The 17673-nt window shown below is 67.8% G+C and carries 20 protein-coding genes; 10 read left to right on the top strand and 10 right to left on the bottom strand.

Features of this window, described 5'->3' with window-relative positions; translation table 11 throughout:
• Nucleotide 1: 1 nt before the first annotated feature.
• From IHE47_RS06775 to IHE47_RS06755, 5 genes are all read right to left on the bottom strand, one after another.
• On the bottom strand, nt 2-1561 hold the full coding sequence (locus IHE47_RS06775) for a YdiU family protein (RefSeq protein WP_192105122.1): 1560 nt from the start codon (nt 1559-1561) through the stop codon (nt 2-4).
• Between the two features lie 135 nt (nt 1562-1696).
• On the bottom strand, nt 1697-2470 hold the full coding sequence (locus IHE47_RS06770; protein WP_192105121.1) for a class I SAM-dependent methyltransferase: 774 nt from the start codon (nt 2468-2470) through the stop codon (nt 1697-1699).
• 560 nt (nt 2471-3030) lie between these two features.
• On the bottom strand, nt 3031-3870 hold the full coding sequence (locus tag IHE47_RS06765) for a DUF3014 domain-containing protein (protein WP_343227450.1): 840 nt from the start codon (nt 3868-3870) through the stop codon (nt 3031-3033).
• 78 nt (nt 3871-3948) lie between these two features.
• Entirely contained in the window at nt 3949-4710 is a 762-nt protein-coding gene (locus tag IHE47_RS06760; RefSeq protein WP_192105120.1) for an ABC transporter permease, read from the bottom strand.
• Nucleotides 4707-5657 (bottom strand): ABC transporter ATP-binding protein, encoded by a 951-nt coding sequence (locus IHE47_RS06755; protein ID WP_192105119.1) that lies wholly within the window; start codon nt 5655-5657, stop codon nt 4707-4709. Before IHE47_RS06755 ends, IHE47_RS06760 begins: the two co-directional genes overlap by 4 nt.
• 180 nt (nt 5658-5837) lie before the next feature.
• On the opposite strand from IHE47_RS06755, the gene IHE47_RS06750 reads away from it, so the two are divergent.
• The 6 genes from IHE47_RS06750 (at nt 5838) to IHE47_RS06725 (ending at nt 9361) form a co-directional block, all read left to right on the top strand.
• Nucleotides 5838-6290 carry a MarR family transcriptional regulator gene (locus IHE47_RS06750; RefSeq protein ID WP_192105118.1) on the top strand — a complete coding sequence of 151 codons (453 nt, stop codon included), beginning with the start codon at nt 5838-5840 and terminating at the stop codon, nt 6288-6290.
• Nucleotides 6291-6327: 37 nt separating this feature from the next.
• On the top strand, nt 6328-6888 hold the full coding sequence (locus tag IHE47_RS06745) for an isochorismatase family protein (RefSeq protein WP_192105117.1): 561 nt from the start codon (nt 6328-6330) through the stop codon (nt 6886-6888).
• A 14-nt stretch (nt 6889-6902) separates the two neighbouring features.
• Entirely contained in the window at nt 6903-7232 is a 330-nt protein-coding gene (locus IHE47_RS06740) for a hypothetical protein (protein WP_192105116.1), read from the top strand.
• Nucleotides 7229-8464, top strand: a complete 1236-nt coding sequence (locus tag IHE47_RS06735; RefSeq protein WP_343227449.1) for an MFS transporter — start codon at nt 7229-7231, stop codon at nt 8462-8464. The genes IHE47_RS06740 and IHE47_RS06735 overlap by 4 nt, the downstream gene beginning before the upstream one ends.
• 101 nt (nt 8465-8565) lie before the next feature.
• Complete coding sequence (locus IHE47_RS06730; protein WP_192105115.1) at nt 8566-9027, top strand: SRPBCC family protein; 462 nt, start codon at nt 8566-8568, stop codon at nt 9025-9027.
• Nucleotides 9028-9031: 4 nt separating this feature from the next.
• Nucleotides 9032-9361 carry a metalloregulator ArsR/SmtB family transcription factor gene (locus tag IHE47_RS06725; protein ID WP_192105114.1) on the top strand — a complete coding sequence of 110 codons (330 nt, stop codon included), beginning with the start codon at nt 9032-9034 and terminating at the stop codon, nt 9359-9361.
• Between the two features lie 40 nt (nt 9362-9401).
• Here IHE47_RS06725 and IHE47_RS06720 read toward each other — a convergent pair whose 3' ends face one another.
• Nucleotides 9402-9764: a YciI family protein gene (locus tag IHE47_RS06720; protein ID WP_192105113.1), complete on the bottom strand. Its 363-nt coding sequence runs from the start codon at nt 9762-9764 to the stop codon at nt 9402-9404.
• Between the two features lie 164 nt (nt 9765-9928).
• Here IHE47_RS06720 and IHE47_RS06715 point away from each other — a divergent pair, with 164 nt between their 5' ends.
• The 3 genes from IHE47_RS06715 to IHE47_RS06705 all read left to right on the top strand — a co-directional run bounded on the left by IHE47_RS06715 (nt 9929) and on the right by IHE47_RS06705 (nt 11233).
• Nucleotides 9929-10453 (top strand): DUF4405 domain-containing protein, encoded by a 525-nt coding sequence (locus tag IHE47_RS06715; protein ID WP_192105112.1) that lies wholly within the window; start codon nt 9929-9931, stop codon nt 10451-10453.
• Between the two features lie 119 nt (nt 10454-10572).
• Nucleotides 10573-11001, top strand: a complete 429-nt coding sequence (locus tag IHE47_RS06710) for a hypothetical protein (protein ID WP_192105111.1) — start codon at nt 10573-10575, stop codon at nt 10999-11001.
• Nucleotides 10991-11233, top strand: a complete 243-nt coding sequence (locus IHE47_RS06705) for a helix-turn-helix transcriptional regulator (RefSeq protein ID WP_225561674.1) — start codon at nt 10991-10993, stop codon at nt 11231-11233. The genes IHE47_RS06710 and IHE47_RS06705 overlap by 11 nt, the downstream gene beginning before the upstream one ends.
• Before the next feature lie 4 nt (nt 11234-11237).
• Here IHE47_RS06705 and IHE47_RS06700 read toward each other — a convergent pair whose 3' ends face one another.
• The 3 genes from IHE47_RS06700 to IHE47_RS06690 all read right to left on the bottom strand — a co-directional run bounded on the left by IHE47_RS06700 (nt 11238) and on the right by IHE47_RS06690 (nt 14700).
• Complete coding sequence (locus IHE47_RS06700; protein ID WP_192105110.1) at nt 11238-11792, bottom strand: DUF1579 family protein; 555 nt, start codon at nt 11790-11792, stop codon at nt 11238-11240.
• Nucleotides 11793-11861: 69 nt separating this feature from the next.
• Nucleotides 11862-12686, bottom strand: a complete 825-nt coding sequence (locus tag IHE47_RS06695) for a helix-turn-helix transcriptional regulator (protein WP_225561673.1) — start codon at nt 12684-12686, stop codon at nt 11862-11864.
• Nucleotides 12687-12744: 58 nt separating this feature from the next.
• On the bottom strand, nt 12745-14700 hold the full coding sequence (locus IHE47_RS06690; protein ID WP_225561672.1) for a peptidase M61: 1956 nt from the start codon (nt 14698-14700) through the stop codon (nt 12745-12747).
• A gap of 135 nt (nt 14701-14835) precedes the next feature.
• On the opposite strand from IHE47_RS06690, the gene IHE47_RS06685 reads away from it, so the two are divergent.
• On the top strand, nt 14836-15378 hold the full coding sequence (locus tag IHE47_RS06685) for a DUF924 family protein (RefSeq protein WP_343227448.1): 543 nt from the start codon (nt 14836-14838) through the stop codon (nt 15376-15378).
• Between the two features lie 21 nt (nt 15379-15399).
• Here IHE47_RS06685 and IHE47_RS06680 read toward each other — a convergent pair whose 3' ends face one another.
• Nucleotides 15400-17667, bottom strand: coding sequence for a thiamine pyrophosphate-dependent enzyme (locus IHE47_RS06680; RefSeq protein WP_192105107.1), 2268 nt, complete (start codon nt 17665-17667; stop codon nt 15400-15402).
• Between the last annotated feature and the right edge of the window lie 6 nt (nt 17668-17673).

Genomic DNA, 17673 nt, shown 5'->3' with positions numbered 1-17673 from the left:
CTCAGGAACTGCAGGAAAGCATCGAACAGCCGGGCTTGTGCCGTGCCCAGTCGGGCCGCCGGCGCGCGAAGGCCTCGCGACCGGGTTGCTCGTCGTAGGGATGGCGCAATACGTCCAGCAGCTCGTGGATGCCGCCGTTGTCGCCCTGTTCCGCGCGCTCGATCGCCTGCTGGGCGAGATAGTTGCGCAGCACGTAGCGCGGATTGGCGGCGCGCATGCGATCGCGGCGCTCCGCGATGGGCAGCGGATCGTCGGCAAGGCGACCGGCATAGCGCGCCAGCCAGTCCATCAAGGCCGGCTCGTTCGCGCGCCGTTTCGACTCGTCATAGAACGCCTCGTGCAGCGGCTGCAACGCAGGACGCTGCGGATCGAAGTCGATGAGATGGCGGAACCACAGCGTCATGTCCACCTCGGCCCCGTGCAGCAGCACCTGCAACGACTGCATCAATGCCACATCCTCATCACGGCAGGCAGCAAGGCCGAGCTTGGCCGCCGTGTTGGCGCGGCCCGCCTCGGCATAGGTGGCGGCGTAGCGGTCCAGCCCGGCCTGCAGCGGCGCGATGTCGCCGAACAGCGGCGCCAGCGCGGCGGCGAGCCGCGAGAGGTTCCACCACGCCACGTTCGGCTGCTGGCCATGGCGGTAGCGGCGACGCGAGGCGTCGGTGGTGTTCGGCGTCCAGTCCGGATCGTAGTCGTCGATCCAGCCGTAGGGGCCGTAGTCCAGGGTGAGGCCGAGAATGGACATGTTGTCGGTGTTCATCACCCCGTGCACGAAACCCACCCGCATCCAGCCGGCGACCAGCTGCGCGGTACGCTCGCAGACCTCGCCGAACCAGTCGCCGTAGCGATCCTCGCCCTGCCCTGCGAGATGGGGGAAATCGCGGCATATCGTGAAGTCGGCCAGTTGCCGCAGCAACGCCGTGTCGCCGCGCGCGGCAGGCAGCTCGAAGCTGCCGAAGCGGATGAAGGAAGGCGCCACGCGGCAGACGATGGCGCCCGGCTCCGCACGCGGGTGGCCGTCGTAGAGCATGTCGCGCACCACCGCCTCGCCGGTGGCGACCAGGCACAGCGCACGCGTGGTGGGGATGCCGAGGTGGTGCATCGCCTCGCTGCAAAGGAATTCGCGGATCGAGGAGCGCAACACCGCGCGCCCGTCCGCGCCGCGCGAATACGGCGTAGGGCCGGCGCCCTTCAGTTGCAGCTCCCAACGCCCGCCGTCTGGCGTGACCGCCTCGCCCAGCGAGATCGCCCGGCCATCACCCAGTTGGCCCGCCCACACGCCGAACTGGTGGCCGCCGTAGTTCGCCGCCCAGGGCTGCATGCCCGGCAGCAGTGCGTTGCCGCCGAATACCCGGGCGAAACCGTCGCCCGCGGGATCGTCCGCGTCGAAACCCAGCGCCGCGGCCATCTCCGCCGAGTGGGCGAGCAACCGCGGCGCCGCCACCGGCGTCGGCATCACCCGCGAATGGCAGGCTCCGGTCACCTCGCGCGGACCGGGTACGTCGGACGGATCGCCGGGGAGTTCGCGCAGAAAGGCGTTGTCGAAGTGCAACGGGGGCATGCCGTGGTCCTGGAACGTGTTCCCGGGTACCCGGGAGGTGTGGTCACGCACGATCCGGGGCCCGGCCGCACGCGTGCACGACTGGCCGCGTGCGGGCCATCCATGGCCCGCCGGCCGGCCCTGGGCAGCCGCTGCTTACTCCGGCTTGCGGAAGCGGTAGATGAACTGGTCGGTGTGGCCGCGTATCGACGGGTCGAACACCTTCGCGGTATGCGGGTCGGCAGGATTGCGCAGCGCGTCGCTCTCGCCGTCGAAGACGAAGCCGGCAGCCTCGACTTCCTGCTTCACCGCTGCCGGGTCGATGCGATGCAGGGTGCCGGTGTCGGCCAGGCCCGAGCCGGCGGGCGCCACGTGGTCGACGATCACGAACAATCCGCCGGGCTTGAGCGCGTCGTAGACCTGCTTGTCGAACTTCGCCACGCCCGCCGGATCCGTCACGTCGTGGAGGTCGTGGTAGTTCTGCACGGTGAATGCCAGGTCCACCTTCGCCGGCACCTCGAGCTGCGCGACCGGCTGCTCGGACACGCTGACATTGGCGTAGTGCGGCGTGGTGGCCAGCTTGCCCCACTTCGCGAAATTCTTGTCCAGGTGCGACATCATCTCCTGCGGCCAGATCGTGTACACATGGCCCTGCCCGCCCACGATGCCGCTGAACACCCGCGTCCAGTAGCCGCTGCCTGGCACCAGTTCCATCACCTTCTGTCCGGGCTTCACCCCGGCAAACACCATGACGGCGGCCATCTGCCGGCGCGCATCGTCGTTGCGGTCGGTACCGCGCGCGGGGTCGTCCATCGCGGCCGTGACATAGGAGGGCGTGGTCTGGCTGCCGGACGATGCGGCAGGCGAAGCCTGGCTGGCGACGACGGGCAAGGCCGACGCGAGCAACGCGACGAGTAGGGTCTGGCGCATGACGGACTCCGTTTTCGACGAGGGGAACGCATTGTGCGCCCGAGTGCGGCGCAATGAACGCGTGAGTCCGGTCATTGGCCTCACCGTCGATCCCGATCCTGCGATGCAGGGTGTGTCGGCGGCGCACCCGAAGCAGGGTTGGCCCCGGGCAGGCTGCTTTCTTTGATGCGTTTCGCCGGCATCTCGTGTCGGTCCGCAAGCCCGGACCGGCATGGCTGCGTCGCGGCGCGCAAGTTCATGCACGCCACTCGCGAGAATTTGTGTACACAGCATGAATGGAGCTACAGTGTCCCCAAGGCCGCACGGGGACGGCCGAAGGGCAAGAACATGCGCTCACCAATAACCCGAGTCGCGGTGAAACACGCAGTACTCAGGATTATGGAGATGCTGGGCGGAGGGAATTCCGCGCTGTCGACACCGGAACCTCTCGCCACGGAGGGATTCGCATTGGTGTCATGGCTTACGGAAACGCATTCGCGCCGTGCCGACGAGAATGCCCGGCAGGCGCAGTTCCGCACAGCCGGCGAAACCATCGGGTTCCCGGCGATACCGGCCGGCACTCAGCGCATCGGCCCGGCCGATGACGGCCTGGCCGTGAGCAATGCGCGGATCACCCGCAGCTTCGCCTTGAGTTCGCCCTCGTTGGCCGGGCCCAGCCGCAACATCAGCTTCTGCCCCACCGACAGCGATTCCAGCGCGGGATCGGCATAGGTGTAACGCCCATTCGCGAGCTTCAGCGCCGGCGGCTGCGCCAGCGAGGGCGCGGCCAGCATGTCGTCGATGGCGGCAATCAGGCGATCGTTGAAATAACCCTTGGGATAACCGAGTTCGCGGTACGCCTGCTGGAACAGCGGATAGCTGTGCACGTACCACGCCACCAGGGCCGGTGAATCGACGCGCCGCGCGATCGCCATGTAGGCCGCGTAACGCCCGGCATTGCTCGCATCGGCGGCAAGGATGCCCTGCGTTTCGATCGTCGTGAACGCCCCGCGCGGCGTACGCAGCGGAAGAATGGATGCACTGCCCAATTCGTGGCGTGGCAGCGCGTCCACCGTGGCCACGATGTGGTTCACGACCTGCTGCGGCAGCAGCAGGTCCCGCAGCCTGTCGCCCCCCAGCGCCAGCAATGCCTCTCCCACGCTGGCATCGCTGTCCTCCAGGGAAGGCAATGGCGCAGTGGAAGCCGGCGCCGGCACCGTGGCTTGCGCAATCGGGTGCTGGGGGATGGCGGCCACGGCCGGCGCCGCGACGCTCGCCGCCGCAGCCACGGCGGATGCCTGTGCGGGGGCCGCGGCCGGATGCGTCGCGCGCCATGCCATGTAGGCACCCACCGCAGCAACGGCCACCACCGCGACCACTGCCGGCACCCAGCCGCTGCCCGATTTCCGCCTGTTCGCCACTACCCACCTCGATTGCGCGCTGCATGAAGAAGATTCGACACGCACCCGGTCGAATCGTTCAGTGAACGGCGAACCCGCTCAAACCTTCAGCCGGTAGCCCGTCCTGAAGATCCACCACACCACGGCCAGGCACAGCACCAGAAACCCCAGGGTGGCGGCCAGGCTGATGCCCACGCCGACGTCGGCCAGGTCGTAGAAACTCCAGCGGAAGCCCGAGATCAGGTACACCACGGGATTGAACAGCGTCACCTTCTGCCAGAACGGCGGCAGCATGTGGATGGAATAGAAACTGCCGCCGAGGAAGGTCAGCGGCGTGATCACCATCAGCGGCACCACCTGCAGCTTCTCGAAATTGTCCGCCCAGATGCCGATGATGAAGCCGAGCAGGCTGAAGGTGACCGTGGTGAGCAGCAGGAAAGCCACCATCACCAGCGGATGCGCGATCGAGTAGTCCACGAACAGGCGCGCCGTGGCGAGGATGATCAGCCCCACCATGACCGCCTTGGTGGCCGCCGCACCCACGTAGCCCAGCACGATCTCCAGGAACGACAACGGCGCGGAATGCACCTCGTAGATGGTGCCCACGAACTTCGGGAAGTAGATGCCGAACGAGGCGTTGGACACGCTCTGCATCAGCAGCGACAGCATCACCAGGCCGGGAATGATGAAGGCCGCGTAGCTGACGCCTTCCACGCTGGTGATGCGCGAGCCGATCGCCGAGCCGAACACCACGAAGTACAGCGAGGTGGAAACCACCGGCGAGGCGACGCTCTGCATCAGGGTGCGCCCGGTGCGTGCCATTTCGAAGCGGTAGATCGCGCGGATGCCGTGCCAGTTCATGCGCCCTCCTTCACGAGCTGCAGGAAGATCTGCTCCAGCGTGTCCTGCCGCGTGCTGAGGTCGCGGAAGCGGATGCCGGCCGCGGCCAGGTCGGCCAGCAGCGTGGTGATCCCGGTACGTTCGCCCTGGGTATCGTAGTTGTAGACCAGTTCGTTGCCGCCGGCGGCCAGTTCCAGGTGATGGGCCGCCAAGGCGCCGGGCACTGCATCCAGCGGCTCGTGCAATTGCAGCCGCAGCTGCTTGCGGCCCAGCTTGTGCATCAGCGCGGCCTTCTCCTCCACCACGATCAGCTCGCCCCGGCTGATCACGCCCACGCGGTCGGCCATCTCCTCGGCCTCCTCGATGTAATGCGTGGTCAGCACGACGGTGACGCCGCTCTCGCGCAGCCGCCGCACCATCGCCCACATGTCGCGGCGCAGCTCCACGTCCACGCCCGCGGTGGGCTCGTCGAGGAACAGCAGCTGCGGCTCGTGCGACAGCGCCTTGGCGATCATCACGCGCCGCTTCATGCCGCCGGAGAGCATCAGCATCTTGTTGTCGCGCTTGTCCCACAGCGACAGCTCCTTCAGCAGCCGCTCGATGTAGGCGTCGTCCGGCGCCTTGCCGAACAGGCCGCGGCTGAAGCGCACCGTGTTCCACACCGTCTCGAAGGCGTCGGTCTTCAGCTCCTGCGGCACCAGGCCGATCAGCGAGCGGGTGGCGCGCCAGTCGCGCACCACGTCGTGGCCGTCCACCGTGATGCTGCCGGCGCCGAGGTTGACGATGCCGCAGATGATGCTGATCAGCGTGGTCTTGCCCGCGCCGTTCGGGCCGAGCAGGGCGAAGATCTCGCCGCGGCGGATCTCGAGGTCGATGCGCTTCAGCGCCTGGAAGCCGCCCGGGTACACCTTGTCCAGCCCGCGTATGACGAGGATGTCGTCGTCTGCCGTTCGCACCACCGCATTCATGCCCGTCTCCCGTGTTCCGCCGGCCGCCGCGAGGCGGCCAAGGACCGGAAATACTAAACCAAATGGTTTTGAAATCAACCGAGCCAACCCGCGTGCATTTGCGCGGGCTGTCGGCGTCGCTCGCCACGATATGAAGTTTACCTTTGCAGTTTTCCTGTATTAACCCTAACATCCGGCGTCATGAAAACCCTCCGCCACGATCCTCGCATCGCCCAGACCCAGGCGACCGCGCGCGAACTGCGCGCCCTGATCGGCAAGCTGAAGCGCCAGCTGCGCGAAAAGGTCGGCATCATGGGACTCACGCTGTCGCAGACTTCGGTGCTGATCCACCTGGAACGCCAGGGCAGCGCCACGGTCAGCGAACTGGCGCGCGCCGAGAACGTCAGGCCGCAGTCGATGGGCGCCACGGTGCTCGGCCTGCAGGTGCAGGGCCTGGTCGATGGCGTGCCGGATCCGAACGACGGTCGCCGCACCCTGCTCTCGCTGACGCCGCTGGCGCACGAAAAGATCCGCGCCAACCGCACCGCACGCGAAGACTGGCTGTTCCAGGCCATCCGCGACCGCTTCGACGCCAGCGAACAGGACGCCCTCGCCCGCGGCGTCGAATTGCTCAAGCGGCTGGCCGAAGGCTGAGCCGCACACTTCCCTTCCCCAGCCCGAGGCCTTCCCCATGGCACTGACCACGCTCGATCCCAAGACCGCCCTGATCGTCATCGACATCCAGAAAGGCATCGTCCAGTTGCCCTGCGCGCATCCCATGGCCGAGGTGATTGGCCGCGTGCTGGAAATCACCCGGGCCTTCCGCCAGCAGCATGCCCCGGTGGTGCTGGTGAACGTGGCCGGTGGCGCACCGGGCCGCAACGAGCAACCGATGCGCGGCAGCCTGCCGCCGGACTGGACCGAACTGGTGCCCGAGCTGGACATGCAGCCCGGCGATCACCTGGTCACCAAGCATACCTGGGGCGCGTTCATGCATACCGACCTGCACGAACACCTGCAGAAACTCGGCGTGACCCAGGTGGTGATCGTGGGCGTGGCCACCAGCATCGGCGTGGAATCCACCGCGCGCCAGGCCTACGAACTGGGCTACAACGTCACGCTGGCCACCGACGCGATGACCGACATGAACGCCGATGCGCACGCGAACAGCGTGGCGCGCATCTTCCCGCGCCTCGGCGAAACCGGCAGCACCGCCGAAGCCATCGCCCTGCTCGCCGGCAGCCGCGGCTGAGCAAGGAGCGCCCCATGCCCTGGCTGCACTTCGTTTCATGGTTCTTCGGCGGCGCCCTGCTCGCCAATGCCGTGCCGCATGCGGTCAGCGGCCTGATGGGGCGCGCGTTCCAGAGTCCCTTCGCCCGCCCGCGCGGCGAAGGGCTGTCCTCTTCGGTCACCAACGTGTGGTGGGGCTTCCTCAACCTCGCCCTTGGCTACGGGCTGCTGGCGCACGTCGGCAGCTTCGATCCGCATGACACGGCGTGCATGGGCACGGCATTCGCCGGCGCCCTGCTGTTGAGCCTGGGCATGGCGCGCCATTTCGGCCGCTTCAACGGCGGCAACACGCCGGAACGCACGTGAGCGCGAACGGTTCCGGCATGTTCGGTTCGCTGCGCGTCCGGAACTACCGCGTGTGGGCCGGCGGCGCGCTGGTCTCCAACGTCGGCACCTGGATGCAGCGCGTGGCGCAGGATTGGCTGGTGCTGACCATCCTCACCCATCGCAACGCCAGCGCGGTGGGCGTGGTGATGGCCCTGCAGTTCGGCCCGCAGCTGCTGCTGTTGCCGTGGAGCGGCTACGCCGCCGACCGCTTCGACCGGCGCAGGCTGCTGATCGCCACGCAGGCCGCGCTGGGCCTGCTGGCCTTGGGTCTGGGGCTGGTGACGGTGCTGGGCGTGGTCGCGTTGTGGCAGGTGTACGTATTCGCCTTCCTGCTCGGCTGCGTCTCCGCGTTCGATGCGCCGGTGCGGCAGGTGTTCGTCAACGAGCTGGTGGGCGACCGATACCTGGCCAACGCGGTGTCGCTCAACTCCACTTCGTTCAACGCCGCGCGGATGATCGGGCCGGCGGTGGCCGGCCTGCTGATCGCCGCCGTGGGTTGCGGCTGGGTGTTCCTGATCAATGCCGCCTCGTTCGCGGGCGTGCTGGCTTCGCTGATGCTGCTGCGCAAGGACCAGTTGCACGACGGCGGGCGCAGGTCGCGCAAGCCGGGCGGCATCGCCGAAGGCTTCCGCTACGTGTGGCGGCGGCCCGACCTGATGGCGGTGCTGGTGATGCTGTTCCTGATCGGCACGTTCGGCCTGAATTTCCCGATCTTCATCTCCACCATGTCGCTGACCGCGTTCCACGGCGGCGCCGGGCAATACGGCCTGCTCACTTCCGCGTTCGCGGTCGGCTCGATGGGCGGCGCGCTGTATTCCGCGTACCGCAGCCAGCCGGGGATGGCCGTGCTGTGCACGGCTTCCGCCGCATTCGGCGCGGGCTGCCTGCTGGCGGCGCTGGCCCCGGACGAAGGCCTGTTCGCCGCCGCCCTGGTGCTGACCGGCCTCGCCGCACTGGTGTTCGCCACCGGCACCAACAGCCTGATGCAGCTCACTACGGAGCCGGCCATGCGCGGCCGCGTGATGGCGTTGCGCATCGCCGTCGCCATGGGCGGCACGCCGCTCGGCGCGCCCATCGTCGGCTGGATCGCCGACCACTTCGGTCCGCGCTGGGCATTGGGCGTGGGCGCGGCCTCGGGCCTTGCCGCGATGCTGGTGGCACTGCGCTACATGGCCGGCCTGCGGGTGCAGCCGGAGGGAGCACGGGCCTGACCCCGGCGGGATCGAATGACGCAACCATGCAGTTGCATTTCTCCGGACATGGCCGCAATATGCAACCACAAAGTTGCATTCAACCGTCCTGGAGAAACTGCATGAGCACGAGCACCGATCGCATCGAGCGACAGATCCTGCTGCAGGCCACGCGCGACAAGGTCTGGCACGCGCTGACCGATGCCGAAAGCTTCGGCGACTGGTTCGGCATGAAACTGCAAGGCCAGCGCTTCATCGCCGGCGCGACCACGAGCGGCCACCTCACCTACCCTGGCTACGAACACCTGCTGTGCGAGTTGCAGGTCGAGCGCATCGAGCCCAAGCACCTGTTCTCGTATCGCTGGCATCCCTACGCCATCGATCCAGCCGGCAACTATTCGCACGAGCCGACCACGCTGGTGGAGTTCGTGCTGGAAGACCATGCCGAAGGCATCCTGCTGCGCCTGCTCGAATCCGGCTTCGACCGCATCCCGCTGGCACGCCGTGCCGAGGCCTACCGCATGAACAGCGGCGGCTGGGACCAGCAGATGCAGAACATCCAGCGCCACCTGGCCGGGCGCTGAGCCCATGGCGAAGAAAACCGCCTGGCAGGACAGCGCGCCGGTGTTCGCCGCGCTGGGCGACGCCACCCGGCTGAAACTGCTTGCCGCGCTGTGCGCCGGTGGCGCGCTGTCCATCGCGCAGCTCACCACCGGCACCGCGATCACCCGCCAGGCCGTCACCAAGCACTTGCTGGTGCTGGCCGATGCCGGGCTGGTGCGCGACAGCTGGCAGGGACGCGAGCGGCTGTGGGAACTGGAGCCGTCGCGGCTGGACGAGGCACGCCGCTCGCTGGACGCGATCGCGGCGCAGTGGGACCGGGCGCTTGCGCGCCTGAAGCACTTCGTCGAGCGCTAGGAGTCCGGACGGCTTCCCCCGCCCGGGCTCCCGCCCCGGATCACGCCGCCTCGGGGCAATGCTCCATCACCTGCCGCACCTCGCATTCGAGGTCCCAGTCGTCGCCGTGCACCGCGAGGAAGCGGCGGGTGATTTCCAGCGCCTCGTCCATCGAGGCGGCTTGCAGCATGGCGTAACCGGCCACCACTTCCTTCGTCTCCGTGAAGGGGCCGTCGATCACCGTCTGCCGGCCGCGCGACAGGCGCACGCGCTTGCCTTCGGCCGTGGGCTGCAGGCCGGCGGTATCCAGCAGCGAGCCGGCCGCGCTCAGCTCGGCCATCAGCCTGCCCATGTCTTCCATCAATTGCGCACTGGGCTTCTGGCCCGCCCGTTCGTTGATCCGCACCATCGAAAGGAATCGCATCTCGTCATCTCCATGTCGGGGTCGACGCCACACGCAAGGCGGCGCTCGCAGGGACGACGAACGGTGCGGCGGCGGATCGACAAGTGCAACGCCAACGCCTTGCTTGCCTCAAATGAGAATAAATATCATTATCTAGCATCTCCCCTCTCCGACAGCTCGCTGGAATGCGCCTCAACGACTTCATGCACCGCTACGGCACGCCGCTCACCGCCGGCCTGTTCACCGTCTCCGCCGTCTCGGGCGTGGCGCTGTTCTTCCACTGGGCGCCGCGCACCTTCCATGCCATGCACGAATGGCTGAGCGTGGTGCTGCTGGCGCCGTTCGCGCTGCACTTGCTGAAGAACTGGAAGCCGCTGCTGGCCTACGCCAAGCGCAGGACCCTGCTGGTTCCGCTGCTGCTGTCCGTGGTGGTGGCGGTGCCGTTCGCATTGACCGCCGGCAAGGGCCGCCCGGCGAATCCCGCCACCCAGACCGTGGCCTTGCTGACGCAGGCCAGCCTGGCCGATCTCGCGCCGGTGCTGCAGGCGACGCCGGACGAACTGCTGCGCCACCTGCAGCAGCAAGGCTACAAGGCCGGCTCCACCGGCGACTCGGTAGCCGCCATCGCCACCGCCTCGCAGGCCAACGCCAGCGATGTGCTGTACGCGATGCTGCCGGCGCGACGCACGGGCAAACCTGCCGGCAACTAGCCCCTTCCCGACAAACCATCAAGCCGCATTGGATGGCGCACATCAAAGACTGACAAACTTGACATGATGTAAAATATATTGAACATTAGGTTCGAAATAACGAACCTATGGGGAATGCCATGTCACCGTTTGAAAAGCGCGCCTGGCTGGCGCTGTGGAGTCAGTGCCCGCCTTACCTCGTCTATTTCCTGATCCAGGCCGAATGCCCGATGTGGCTGACGACGTTCCTGCAGCGCATCGCCTGCCTCGCCATCGTCGCCGGCGTGCATGCCATCGCCTACGTGACCGGCCTGCTGGTGATGAAATGGCAGGAGCGCGCCGAGCCGCTGCTGCTGGACGAGCGCGACCGCGCCATCGACGGGCGGGCCACCCGCACCGCCTACTTCGTGATGCTGGCCGGCATGATCGTGGTCGGCGTGGTGATGCCCTTCAGCGATACCGGCTGGAAGATCACCAACACCGCGCTGTTCGCCATCGTGCTGGCCGAGACGGTGCGCTATGCGCTGATCGCGATGGGCTACCGCAGGACGCCGCGCCTTGCCCACTGAATCGCTCACCAACGAGGTGCGCCTGCTGCGCTTCCTGGCGCAGGACATGACGCAGGCCGAACTGGGCAAGCGCGTGGGCCTCACGCGCCAGACCATCGCCGCCATCGAACAGGGCCGCTATTCGCCGTCGCTGGAAGTGGCCTTCCGCATCGCCGACGTGTTCGGCAAACGGCTGGACGAGGTGTTCCACTGGAATCCGGGCGGCGTGGCCGAAGCCGGCGGCGCGGAGTGAGCGATCACTTCGTACGGCTGTATTCCAGCCTGACCGTGAGCATCTCCTTGCCGTCGTGGCGCTCGTAGTAGGCATAGCTGAAATGATCGGCATCGCTGGCTTCGAGCACTTCGCGCACGGGCACCGGCGCGCCGCCGTGCGCGCCTGACATCGCTCCGCGGAACGTGCAGTTGCGGCCATCGGCGCTGCAATCGCCGTGCGCGATCACCACGCCGCCGAAGTTCACGTCCATCCACAGGCTGTCGTAACGGCTGGCCGCATCGTCGTAGCCGAGATAGCCCAAACCGTGGAAGGGCTTGGCCGAGGCGATGGCCAGATCCTGCCGCAAATGTCGACCTTCAAGCACGGACGTGAAAACGGCCGAACCGGTATCGATGGCCGGCGCCTTTGCCGCGTCGCTCCAGAAGGATTGGCGCACGTTCCAGTTTCCCACCAGCCAATTCAGGCCGTGGGCAGCTGGCGCAGGCTGCTGCGCAACCGCTGCAAATGGCGCCGCGCCGGTGATCGCAACCATTGCGATGAAGGCGGACAAAGAGCGGAAGAGACTGCGCTGACGCATTGGGGAATCCTGCGATGAAGGTGGTGCCAGCGTGCGCGCACCTACCGGCTGCGTCCATGACCTCGCAGGTCAAGTCACGGCGATTTCCTCTCGCGCCAACCGGGCGCATACCGCCGCGGTATGCGCATCCGCCGGGAACGCACTTTCGATGCGCAGTTCCTGCAACGTCACGTCATGCGGCATCGAGAAGGTGGTGATGGTTTCGAAAAAGCGCAGCTCGCCCGCGCGACTGCGGAATTCCAGCGTGAGTACCGGCGCGGGCAACTCGCCGTCGTGCAGCGCGCCCGGCGCAGGCACGTCCGGGTAGCGCGCGATCTCCGCCAGCAGGCGGCGCGGCACCGGATCGGTGGGCGCGGCCGCGATCTGCGCGTGCAGGTGGTGCAGGAACTTCTCCGCCACAGCGGGCCAGTTGACGATCACCGGGCGGAAGTCCAGCGGATCGAACACCTGGTGCAGCAGGTTGGCGTGGCGGCTTTCGCGCCCGTCCATCAGCAGGCGGTTGACGCGCATCGCGGCGCCGTTGGCCATCAGCACGTTCCACTGCCGGTCGAGCACGAAGGCGGGATACGGCTCCTGCTGCGCGAGGATCAGTTCCACCGCGTGCCGCATGCGGTCCAGCGCGGGCGCGGCCCACTCGCGCTCGGGATATTCCGGCGCGTACCCCGCCGCGAGCAGCATGGCGTTGCGCGCGCGCAGCGGCATGTCCAACGTGGCCGCGATGCGGCCCAGCGCTTCGCGGCTGGGCCTGGCCTTGCCGGTCTCGATGCAGCTGAGGTGGCGCGTGGACATTTCCGCCGCCAGCGCGAGGTCGAGCTGGCTGTGCTTGCGCAGGGCGCGCCATTCGCGCACTAGTTGGCCGAGTGCCGGAGGCTGGTGAACGGGCGCGACGATCATGCAGGGGTCCATGGATTGCGTAGGCCTTGCACCCTCTTCCGGGAGGGCAGCGGAAACGCTACTTCCGCGCGGCGATGATCTGATCGAGGTAATCCGGCGTGCCGGCGATGCGCTCGAGGTGCGGGTATTGCGGGCCGCCGTGGTAGTCCACCGGCACGGTCTGCAGGTTGCCCTGGAACTTCAGCAGCAGCTTGATCGGCGCCTGATCGGTCTTTGCCGTGGCGATCGCCTCCTGCAGCACCTCGCGCGAATACGCCTGCCCGTTCACCGCCACCACGGTGGCGCCGGTGCTCACGCCGGCCTTGAACGCGGGGCCGCCCCAGCGCACGTCGTTGACTGCGCCATCGTCGGTGAGGGTCAGGCCGATCGACCACGCGAAGTTGTAGATGTGGCGCGGCGATTCCGGCCGGCTGTCGTACTGCTTCTCGAATTCGCTGGGCTTGCCGGTGTAGACCAGCTTCCAGCCGGTGGCGGCCAGGCCATCCACCAGCGCTGGGTTCACCGCATCGACGTGCGCGTGCAGGAAGCCGGCCCAGTCGTACTTCGCCACACCGTCGAGCGCGGCGGCCACGTCGTCGAAGGTGTAGGTCTTCGTGACGAAGCTGCCGTTGTCCACGCCGAAGAAGGCCTGCGCGAAATCGTCCAGCGATTTCTTCCCACCGGTGAGCTCGCGCAGCTTGGCGTCCACCGCCAGCCACATCATCTGGCCGCCGCTGTAGTAGTCCTCGCTCATCTGCCAGCTGCGGTACGGCAGCGGCGAGCGATGCGCGGCGGTGGCGTCGTTGGTGGTGTCCTCCAGCGTGCGCCACTGGAAACCGGGGCGGTTGCGCTCGTAGTTGGCGGCGTCCATCGCCAGCGCGTCGCGGAACTGCTGCGGCGTCCACAGGCCGGCGCGTGCGGTGAGCACGAAGCCCCAGTACTGCGTCTGGCCCTCGTACACCCACAGCAGCGAGTCGCCCATCGGCACGTTGAAGTTCGGCGTCCACAGGTCGACCGGGCGGCGGAACTTGCCGTTCCACGAATGCGTGTACTCGTGCGCCAGCAGGTCGCGGCCCGGCGCGTCGTCAGCCCATGCGGTGAAGTAGTCCGCGCCCAGGCCGTTCTCGCTGGACTGGTGGTGCTCCAGGCCGTTGCCGGACAGCACGTCGGACAGCGAGAACAGGAAGTCGTAGTGGTCGTAATGGTGCGAGCCGAACAGCTTCACCGCCTGCGTCACCAGGGCCCGATGCTGCGCGATCTGCTCCGGCGTCGTCTCCAGGTACTTCGGCGCGTCGGCCACGATGTCCAGGTGCACTTGGGTCTTGTCGCCCGGGTTCAGGTCCACGCGCTTGAAGTAGCGCCCCGCGTAGATCGGCGAATCGACCAGCGTGTTGTAGGTGGTCGGCTTGAACGTGGCATCCGCGCCCGACTGCGAAGCCGTCTCCAGCGCGCTGCCGAACTGCCAGCCCTGCGGCAGGCTCACGCTGGGTTCGACGTGGATGCCGCGGGTGTAATAGCCGGCCGGATAGAGGGACATCTTGTCCCATTCCAGCATCAGCATGCTGCCGGTCATCTCGTAGCTGCCGTCGTCGCGCGGCGAGAGGTACTGGAAGTCCGCGTCGAGGCTGCTGACGCCCTCGGGCACGACGAGGTGGAAGGCGTAGACGTCGTACTTGTCGCGCGTCCACGGCACCGGCTTGCCGTTGGCGCTGAGCCTGAGGCCCGCCAGCATCGCGACGGGACCGCTGGGCGAATGGTTGCCGGGGATCCATTCCGGATACAGCAGGGTGAGCTTGCCGGCCTGCACCGGGATCGTCTCGTGCACGCGGAAGATGCCCTGCCGCGTGTCGCTGGCGTCGACGTGGATGGCGAGGGTGCCGGGATACGGCGTGTCCTGTGGCACCGGCACCTGCGTGCTGGACGACACCTGCGCACCGGCGGCTCCGGCGGCGAGCGCGAGCGACACGGCCAGGGCAAGACGCATCACGGGATGGCGGCTGGCGAGCCGCGGACGCACGAACGAAGCGAGAGACATGGCTGTACCTGCAGGCGGGACGGGGATTCGCCCAACTTATCACCCCGCGCGCGGCGCGCGGGGGTGACGACTGGCACGGGTCGTCGTCATGCGACCATGCATCGTCGCCATCCCGTCCCCATCGAGGAATCCGCCGTGGCCGAGATCCTGCAAGCGCATGACGTCACCCGCTTCTGGCGCGAGGCCGGGCCCGCGCGGTGGTTCGAAAAGGATGCGGCGTTCGACCACGCCTTCACCACCCGTTTCCTGGACGCGCACATGGCTGCCGCGCGGCGCGAACTCGACGACTGGCTGGACGAAGCCGAAGGCGCGCTGGCGCTGCTGATCCTGCTCGACCAGTTCCCGCGCAACGCCTTCCGCGGCACGGCGCACATGTTCGCCACCGACCCGCTGGCGCTGGGCTTCGCGCGGCAGGCCGTGGCGCGCGGCCACGACCATGCCGTGGAACCGGCGTTGCGCGTGTTCTTCTACCTGCCGTTCGAGCACAGCGAGGTGCTTGCCGACCAGGATCGCTCGGTGGCGCTGTGCGAGGGGCTGGACGACTACGCCCGATACGCCCGCATCCACCGCGAGGTGATCGCCCGCTTCGGCCGCTTCCCGCACCGCAACTCCATGCTCGGCCGCGTAACCACGGCCGGGGAACAGGCGTTCCTCGACGAAGGCGGCTTTGCGGGGTGAGCGGATTCCGGTAGGAGAGCGTCAGGCGAGCTTGCGCGCCGCCGCCACCACGTCCGCATCGCCCGGCAGCACCAGGAAGGCCGCGCCGGCCAGCGGCGTGAAGGTATCGGCACCGACCACGCGCTCCAGCGGCGTGGCGCCATAGCCGGCTTCGACGATGGCGGTGATGACGCCCTCGCCCACGCCGGCGCTCTTGCGGCCTTCGTCGAGCACGATGATGCGCTTGGCGCCCTTCGCCTGCGCGGCGATGAAGGCGTCGTTGAGCGGCGCCAGCCAGCGCAGGTCGACCACGCGCACCTTCCACTTCAGCTCGGCCTCGATCGTGCGCGCAGCGCGCAGTGCCATGGTCACGCCGTTGCCGAAGGTGAACACCACAAGGTCGTTCGCCTGCTCGTCGTAGACGCGGCCTTCGCCCAGCGTCATCGCTTCACCCGGTGCGGGATAGGCGAACTGCCACTGACCGTCGCCGGCCTCGTACAGATCCTTGGTCATGTACAGCGCGATCGGCTCGAGGAAGGCGCAGACGCGGCCGTCCACCTTGGCCAAGGCGGTCAGCGTGCGCAGCATGGTCGCCGCGTCGTCGCCGCGCGAGGGACAACCGACCACCAGGCCCGGGATGTCGCGCAGCGCGGCGATCGAGTTGTCGTTGTGGAAATGGCCGCCGAAGCCTCGCTGGTAGCCCAGCGAGGCCACGCGCATCACCAGCGGGTTGCGGTACTGGTCGTTGGAGAAGAACTGCAGGCTGGCCGCCTCGCCGCGGATCTGGTCACCCGCGTTGTGGAAGTACGCGAGGTACTGGATCTCCGGGATCGGCAGCATGCCCATGTTGGCGTAGCCCTGGGCGAGGCCGAGGATCACCGTCTCGTCCAGCAGCGTGTTGAACACGCGCGTGTTCTTGAACGCCTTGTGCAGGCCCTTGGTGACCGTGTAGACGCCGCCCTTCTGCGCCACGTCCTCGCCGAACAGCAGCGACTCGGGGTACTTGGCCATCACGTCGTGCAGCGCTTGGCCGATCTGGATGGCCAGGTGCCGCGGCGGCTGGTTTTCCGGCAGTTTCGCTTCGCTACCGAAGGCCGCGAGGCGAGCTTCCGCGTAATTCGCGCGTTCGGCCTCGGTCTTCACCGCGACCGGCGTGTACGGCGCGAGTGGCTTCATCACGTCGTCGAGGCGCTCCAGCTTCGGGCGGCGGTCGGCTTCCTCGGCGGCGGCGAAGCAGCGCTTGCGGATGGACTCGTTGAGTTCCAGCAGCGAAGCCTTGGTGTACAGGCCCGACTCCAGCGCGATGGCTGCCGAACGCAGCAGCGGATCGGTGGCTTCCAGCGCCACCAGCTCCTCGATGCTGCGCCACTCGATCTCGAAGTCGGTGCCCGCGTGACCCATGATGCGGGTGGTCCGGACGTGCAGGAAGGTGGGCCGGCGCGTGCCGCGGCAGTGCTCCACCGCGCGCTGCACCTGCGCGTAGCCTTCGGCGAGGTCGAGGCCGTCGGCGAAGAAGTAGTCGAGGTCGGCGCGGTGCCGGAAGTTGTTCGCCACCCAGCCGGTCGGCGTCTTCACCGAGATGCCGATGCCGTTGTCCTCGCACACGAACAGCACCGGCGCGGGCAGCTTCTGGTAGGCCGTCCACGCCGCGGCGTTGAACGCGGTCTGCGCGGTGGCGTGGTTGCTGGAGGCGTCGCCGAACGAGCAGATGGCGATGGAGTCGTCGGGAATCGGCAGCGTGTGGCCGATGCGCTTCGCATGGTCGATCGCGACGGCGGTGCCCAGCGCCTTGGGCAGGTGCGAGGCGATGGTGGAAGTCTGCGGCAACACCCAGAGCGGCTTGCTGCCCCACACCTTGTGGCGGCCGCCGGAGGCCGGGTCGTCCTTGCTGGCGGCGAACGACAGCGCCGAATCCATCACCGGGTCCATGCCCGGCAGCTTGCGGAAGCGCTCGGCCATGAAGCCGCCGCTGCGGTAATGCAGGAAGGCCGGGTCGGTGTGGCGGGTCAGCCGCGCCACCATCGCGTTGCCTTCGTGGCCACTGGAGCCGATCGTGTAGAACACCTTGTTCTGCACGCGCAGCACGCGCGCCATCAGGTCGAGGTGGCGCGAGATCAGCTGCGATTCCAGCAGCTCGCGGAAGCCGCGCGCGTCGAGCGCGCTGCCCGGCAGCACCGGCGCATCGTCGCGCGGCGCGGCATGCGCCTCGCCCTGCCACTGCTGCACGAACTCGGTGAAGTTCTGGTCGACGATCTCGGCGCGGTTGAAGCCCTTGTGGCGGGCGGCGATGGGGGTTGGCGTGGTGGTCATGGCGAT

Origin of the sequence: Rhodanobacter sp. DHB23 (assembly GCF_014842975.1) — a bacterium.
GTDB lineage: Bacteria > Pseudomonadota > Gammaproteobacteria > Xanthomonadales > Rhodanobacteraceae > Rhodanobacter_A.
Note: the sequence above shows the minus strand (reverse complement) of the source record. Positions and strands in the feature narration are given on the sequence as shown.

Excerpts from the sequence above, each read along its gene's own strand:
- IHE47_RS06775 (WP_192105122.1), bottom strand. The coding sequence starts at position 1,561 with ATGCCCCCGTTGCACTTCGACAACGCCTTTCTGCGCGAACTCCCCGGC.
- IHE47_RS06770 (WP_192105121.1), bottom strand. The coding sequence starts at position 2,470 with ATGCGCCAGACCCTACTCGTCGCGTTGCTCGCGTCGGCCTTGCCCGTC.
- IHE47_RS06760 (WP_192105120.1), bottom strand. The coding sequence starts at position 4,710 with ATGAACTGGCACGGCATCCGCGCGATCTACCGCTTCGAAATGGCACGC.
- IHE47_RS06755 (WP_192105119.1), bottom strand. The coding sequence starts at position 5,657 with ATGAATGCGGTGGTGCGAACGGCAGACGACGACATCCTCGTCATACGC.
- IHE47_RS06750 (WP_192105118.1), top strand. The coding sequence starts at position 5,838 with ATGAAAACCCTCCGCCACGATCCTCGCATCGCCCAGACCCAGGCGACC.
- IHE47_RS06745 (WP_192105117.1), top strand. The coding sequence starts at position 6,328 with ATGGCACTGACCACGCTCGATCCCAAGACCGCCCTGATCGTCATCGAC.
- IHE47_RS06740 (WP_192105116.1), top strand. The coding sequence starts at position 6,903 with ATGCCCTGGCTGCACTTCGTTTCATGGTTCTTCGGCGGCGCCCTGCTC.
- IHE47_RS06730 (WP_192105115.1), top strand. The coding sequence starts at position 8,566 with ATGAGCACGAGCACCGATCGCATCGAGCGACAGATCCTGCTGCAGGCC.
- IHE47_RS06725 (WP_192105114.1), top strand. The coding sequence starts at position 9,032 with ATGGCGAAGAAAACCGCCTGGCAGGACAGCGCGCCGGTGTTCGCCGCG.
- IHE47_RS06720 (WP_192105113.1), bottom strand. The coding sequence starts at position 9,764 with ATGCGATTCCTTTCGATGGTGCGGATCAACGAACGGGCGGGCCAGAAG.
- IHE47_RS06715 (WP_192105112.1), top strand. The coding sequence starts at position 9,929 with ATGCGCCTCAACGACTTCATGCACCGCTACGGCACGCCGCTCACCGCC.
- IHE47_RS06710 (WP_192105111.1), top strand. The coding sequence starts at position 10,573 with ATGTCACCGTTTGAAAAGCGCGCCTGGCTGGCGCTGTGGAGTCAGTGC.
- IHE47_RS06700 (WP_192105110.1), bottom strand. The coding sequence starts at position 11,792 with ATGCGTCAGCGCAGTCTCTTCCGCTCTTTGTCCGCCTTCATCGCAATG.
- IHE47_RS06695 (WP_225561673.1), bottom strand. The coding sequence starts at position 12,686 with ATGATCGTCGCGCCCGTTCACCAGCCTCCGGCACTCGGCCAACTAGTG.
- IHE47_RS06690 (WP_225561672.1), bottom strand. The coding sequence starts at position 14,700 with ATGTCTCTCGCTTCGTTCGTGCGTCCGCGGCTCGCCAGCCGCCATCCC.
- IHE47_RS06680 (WP_192105107.1), bottom strand. The coding sequence starts at position 17,667 with ATGACCACCACGCCAACCCCCATCGCCGCCCGCCACAAGGGCTTCAAC.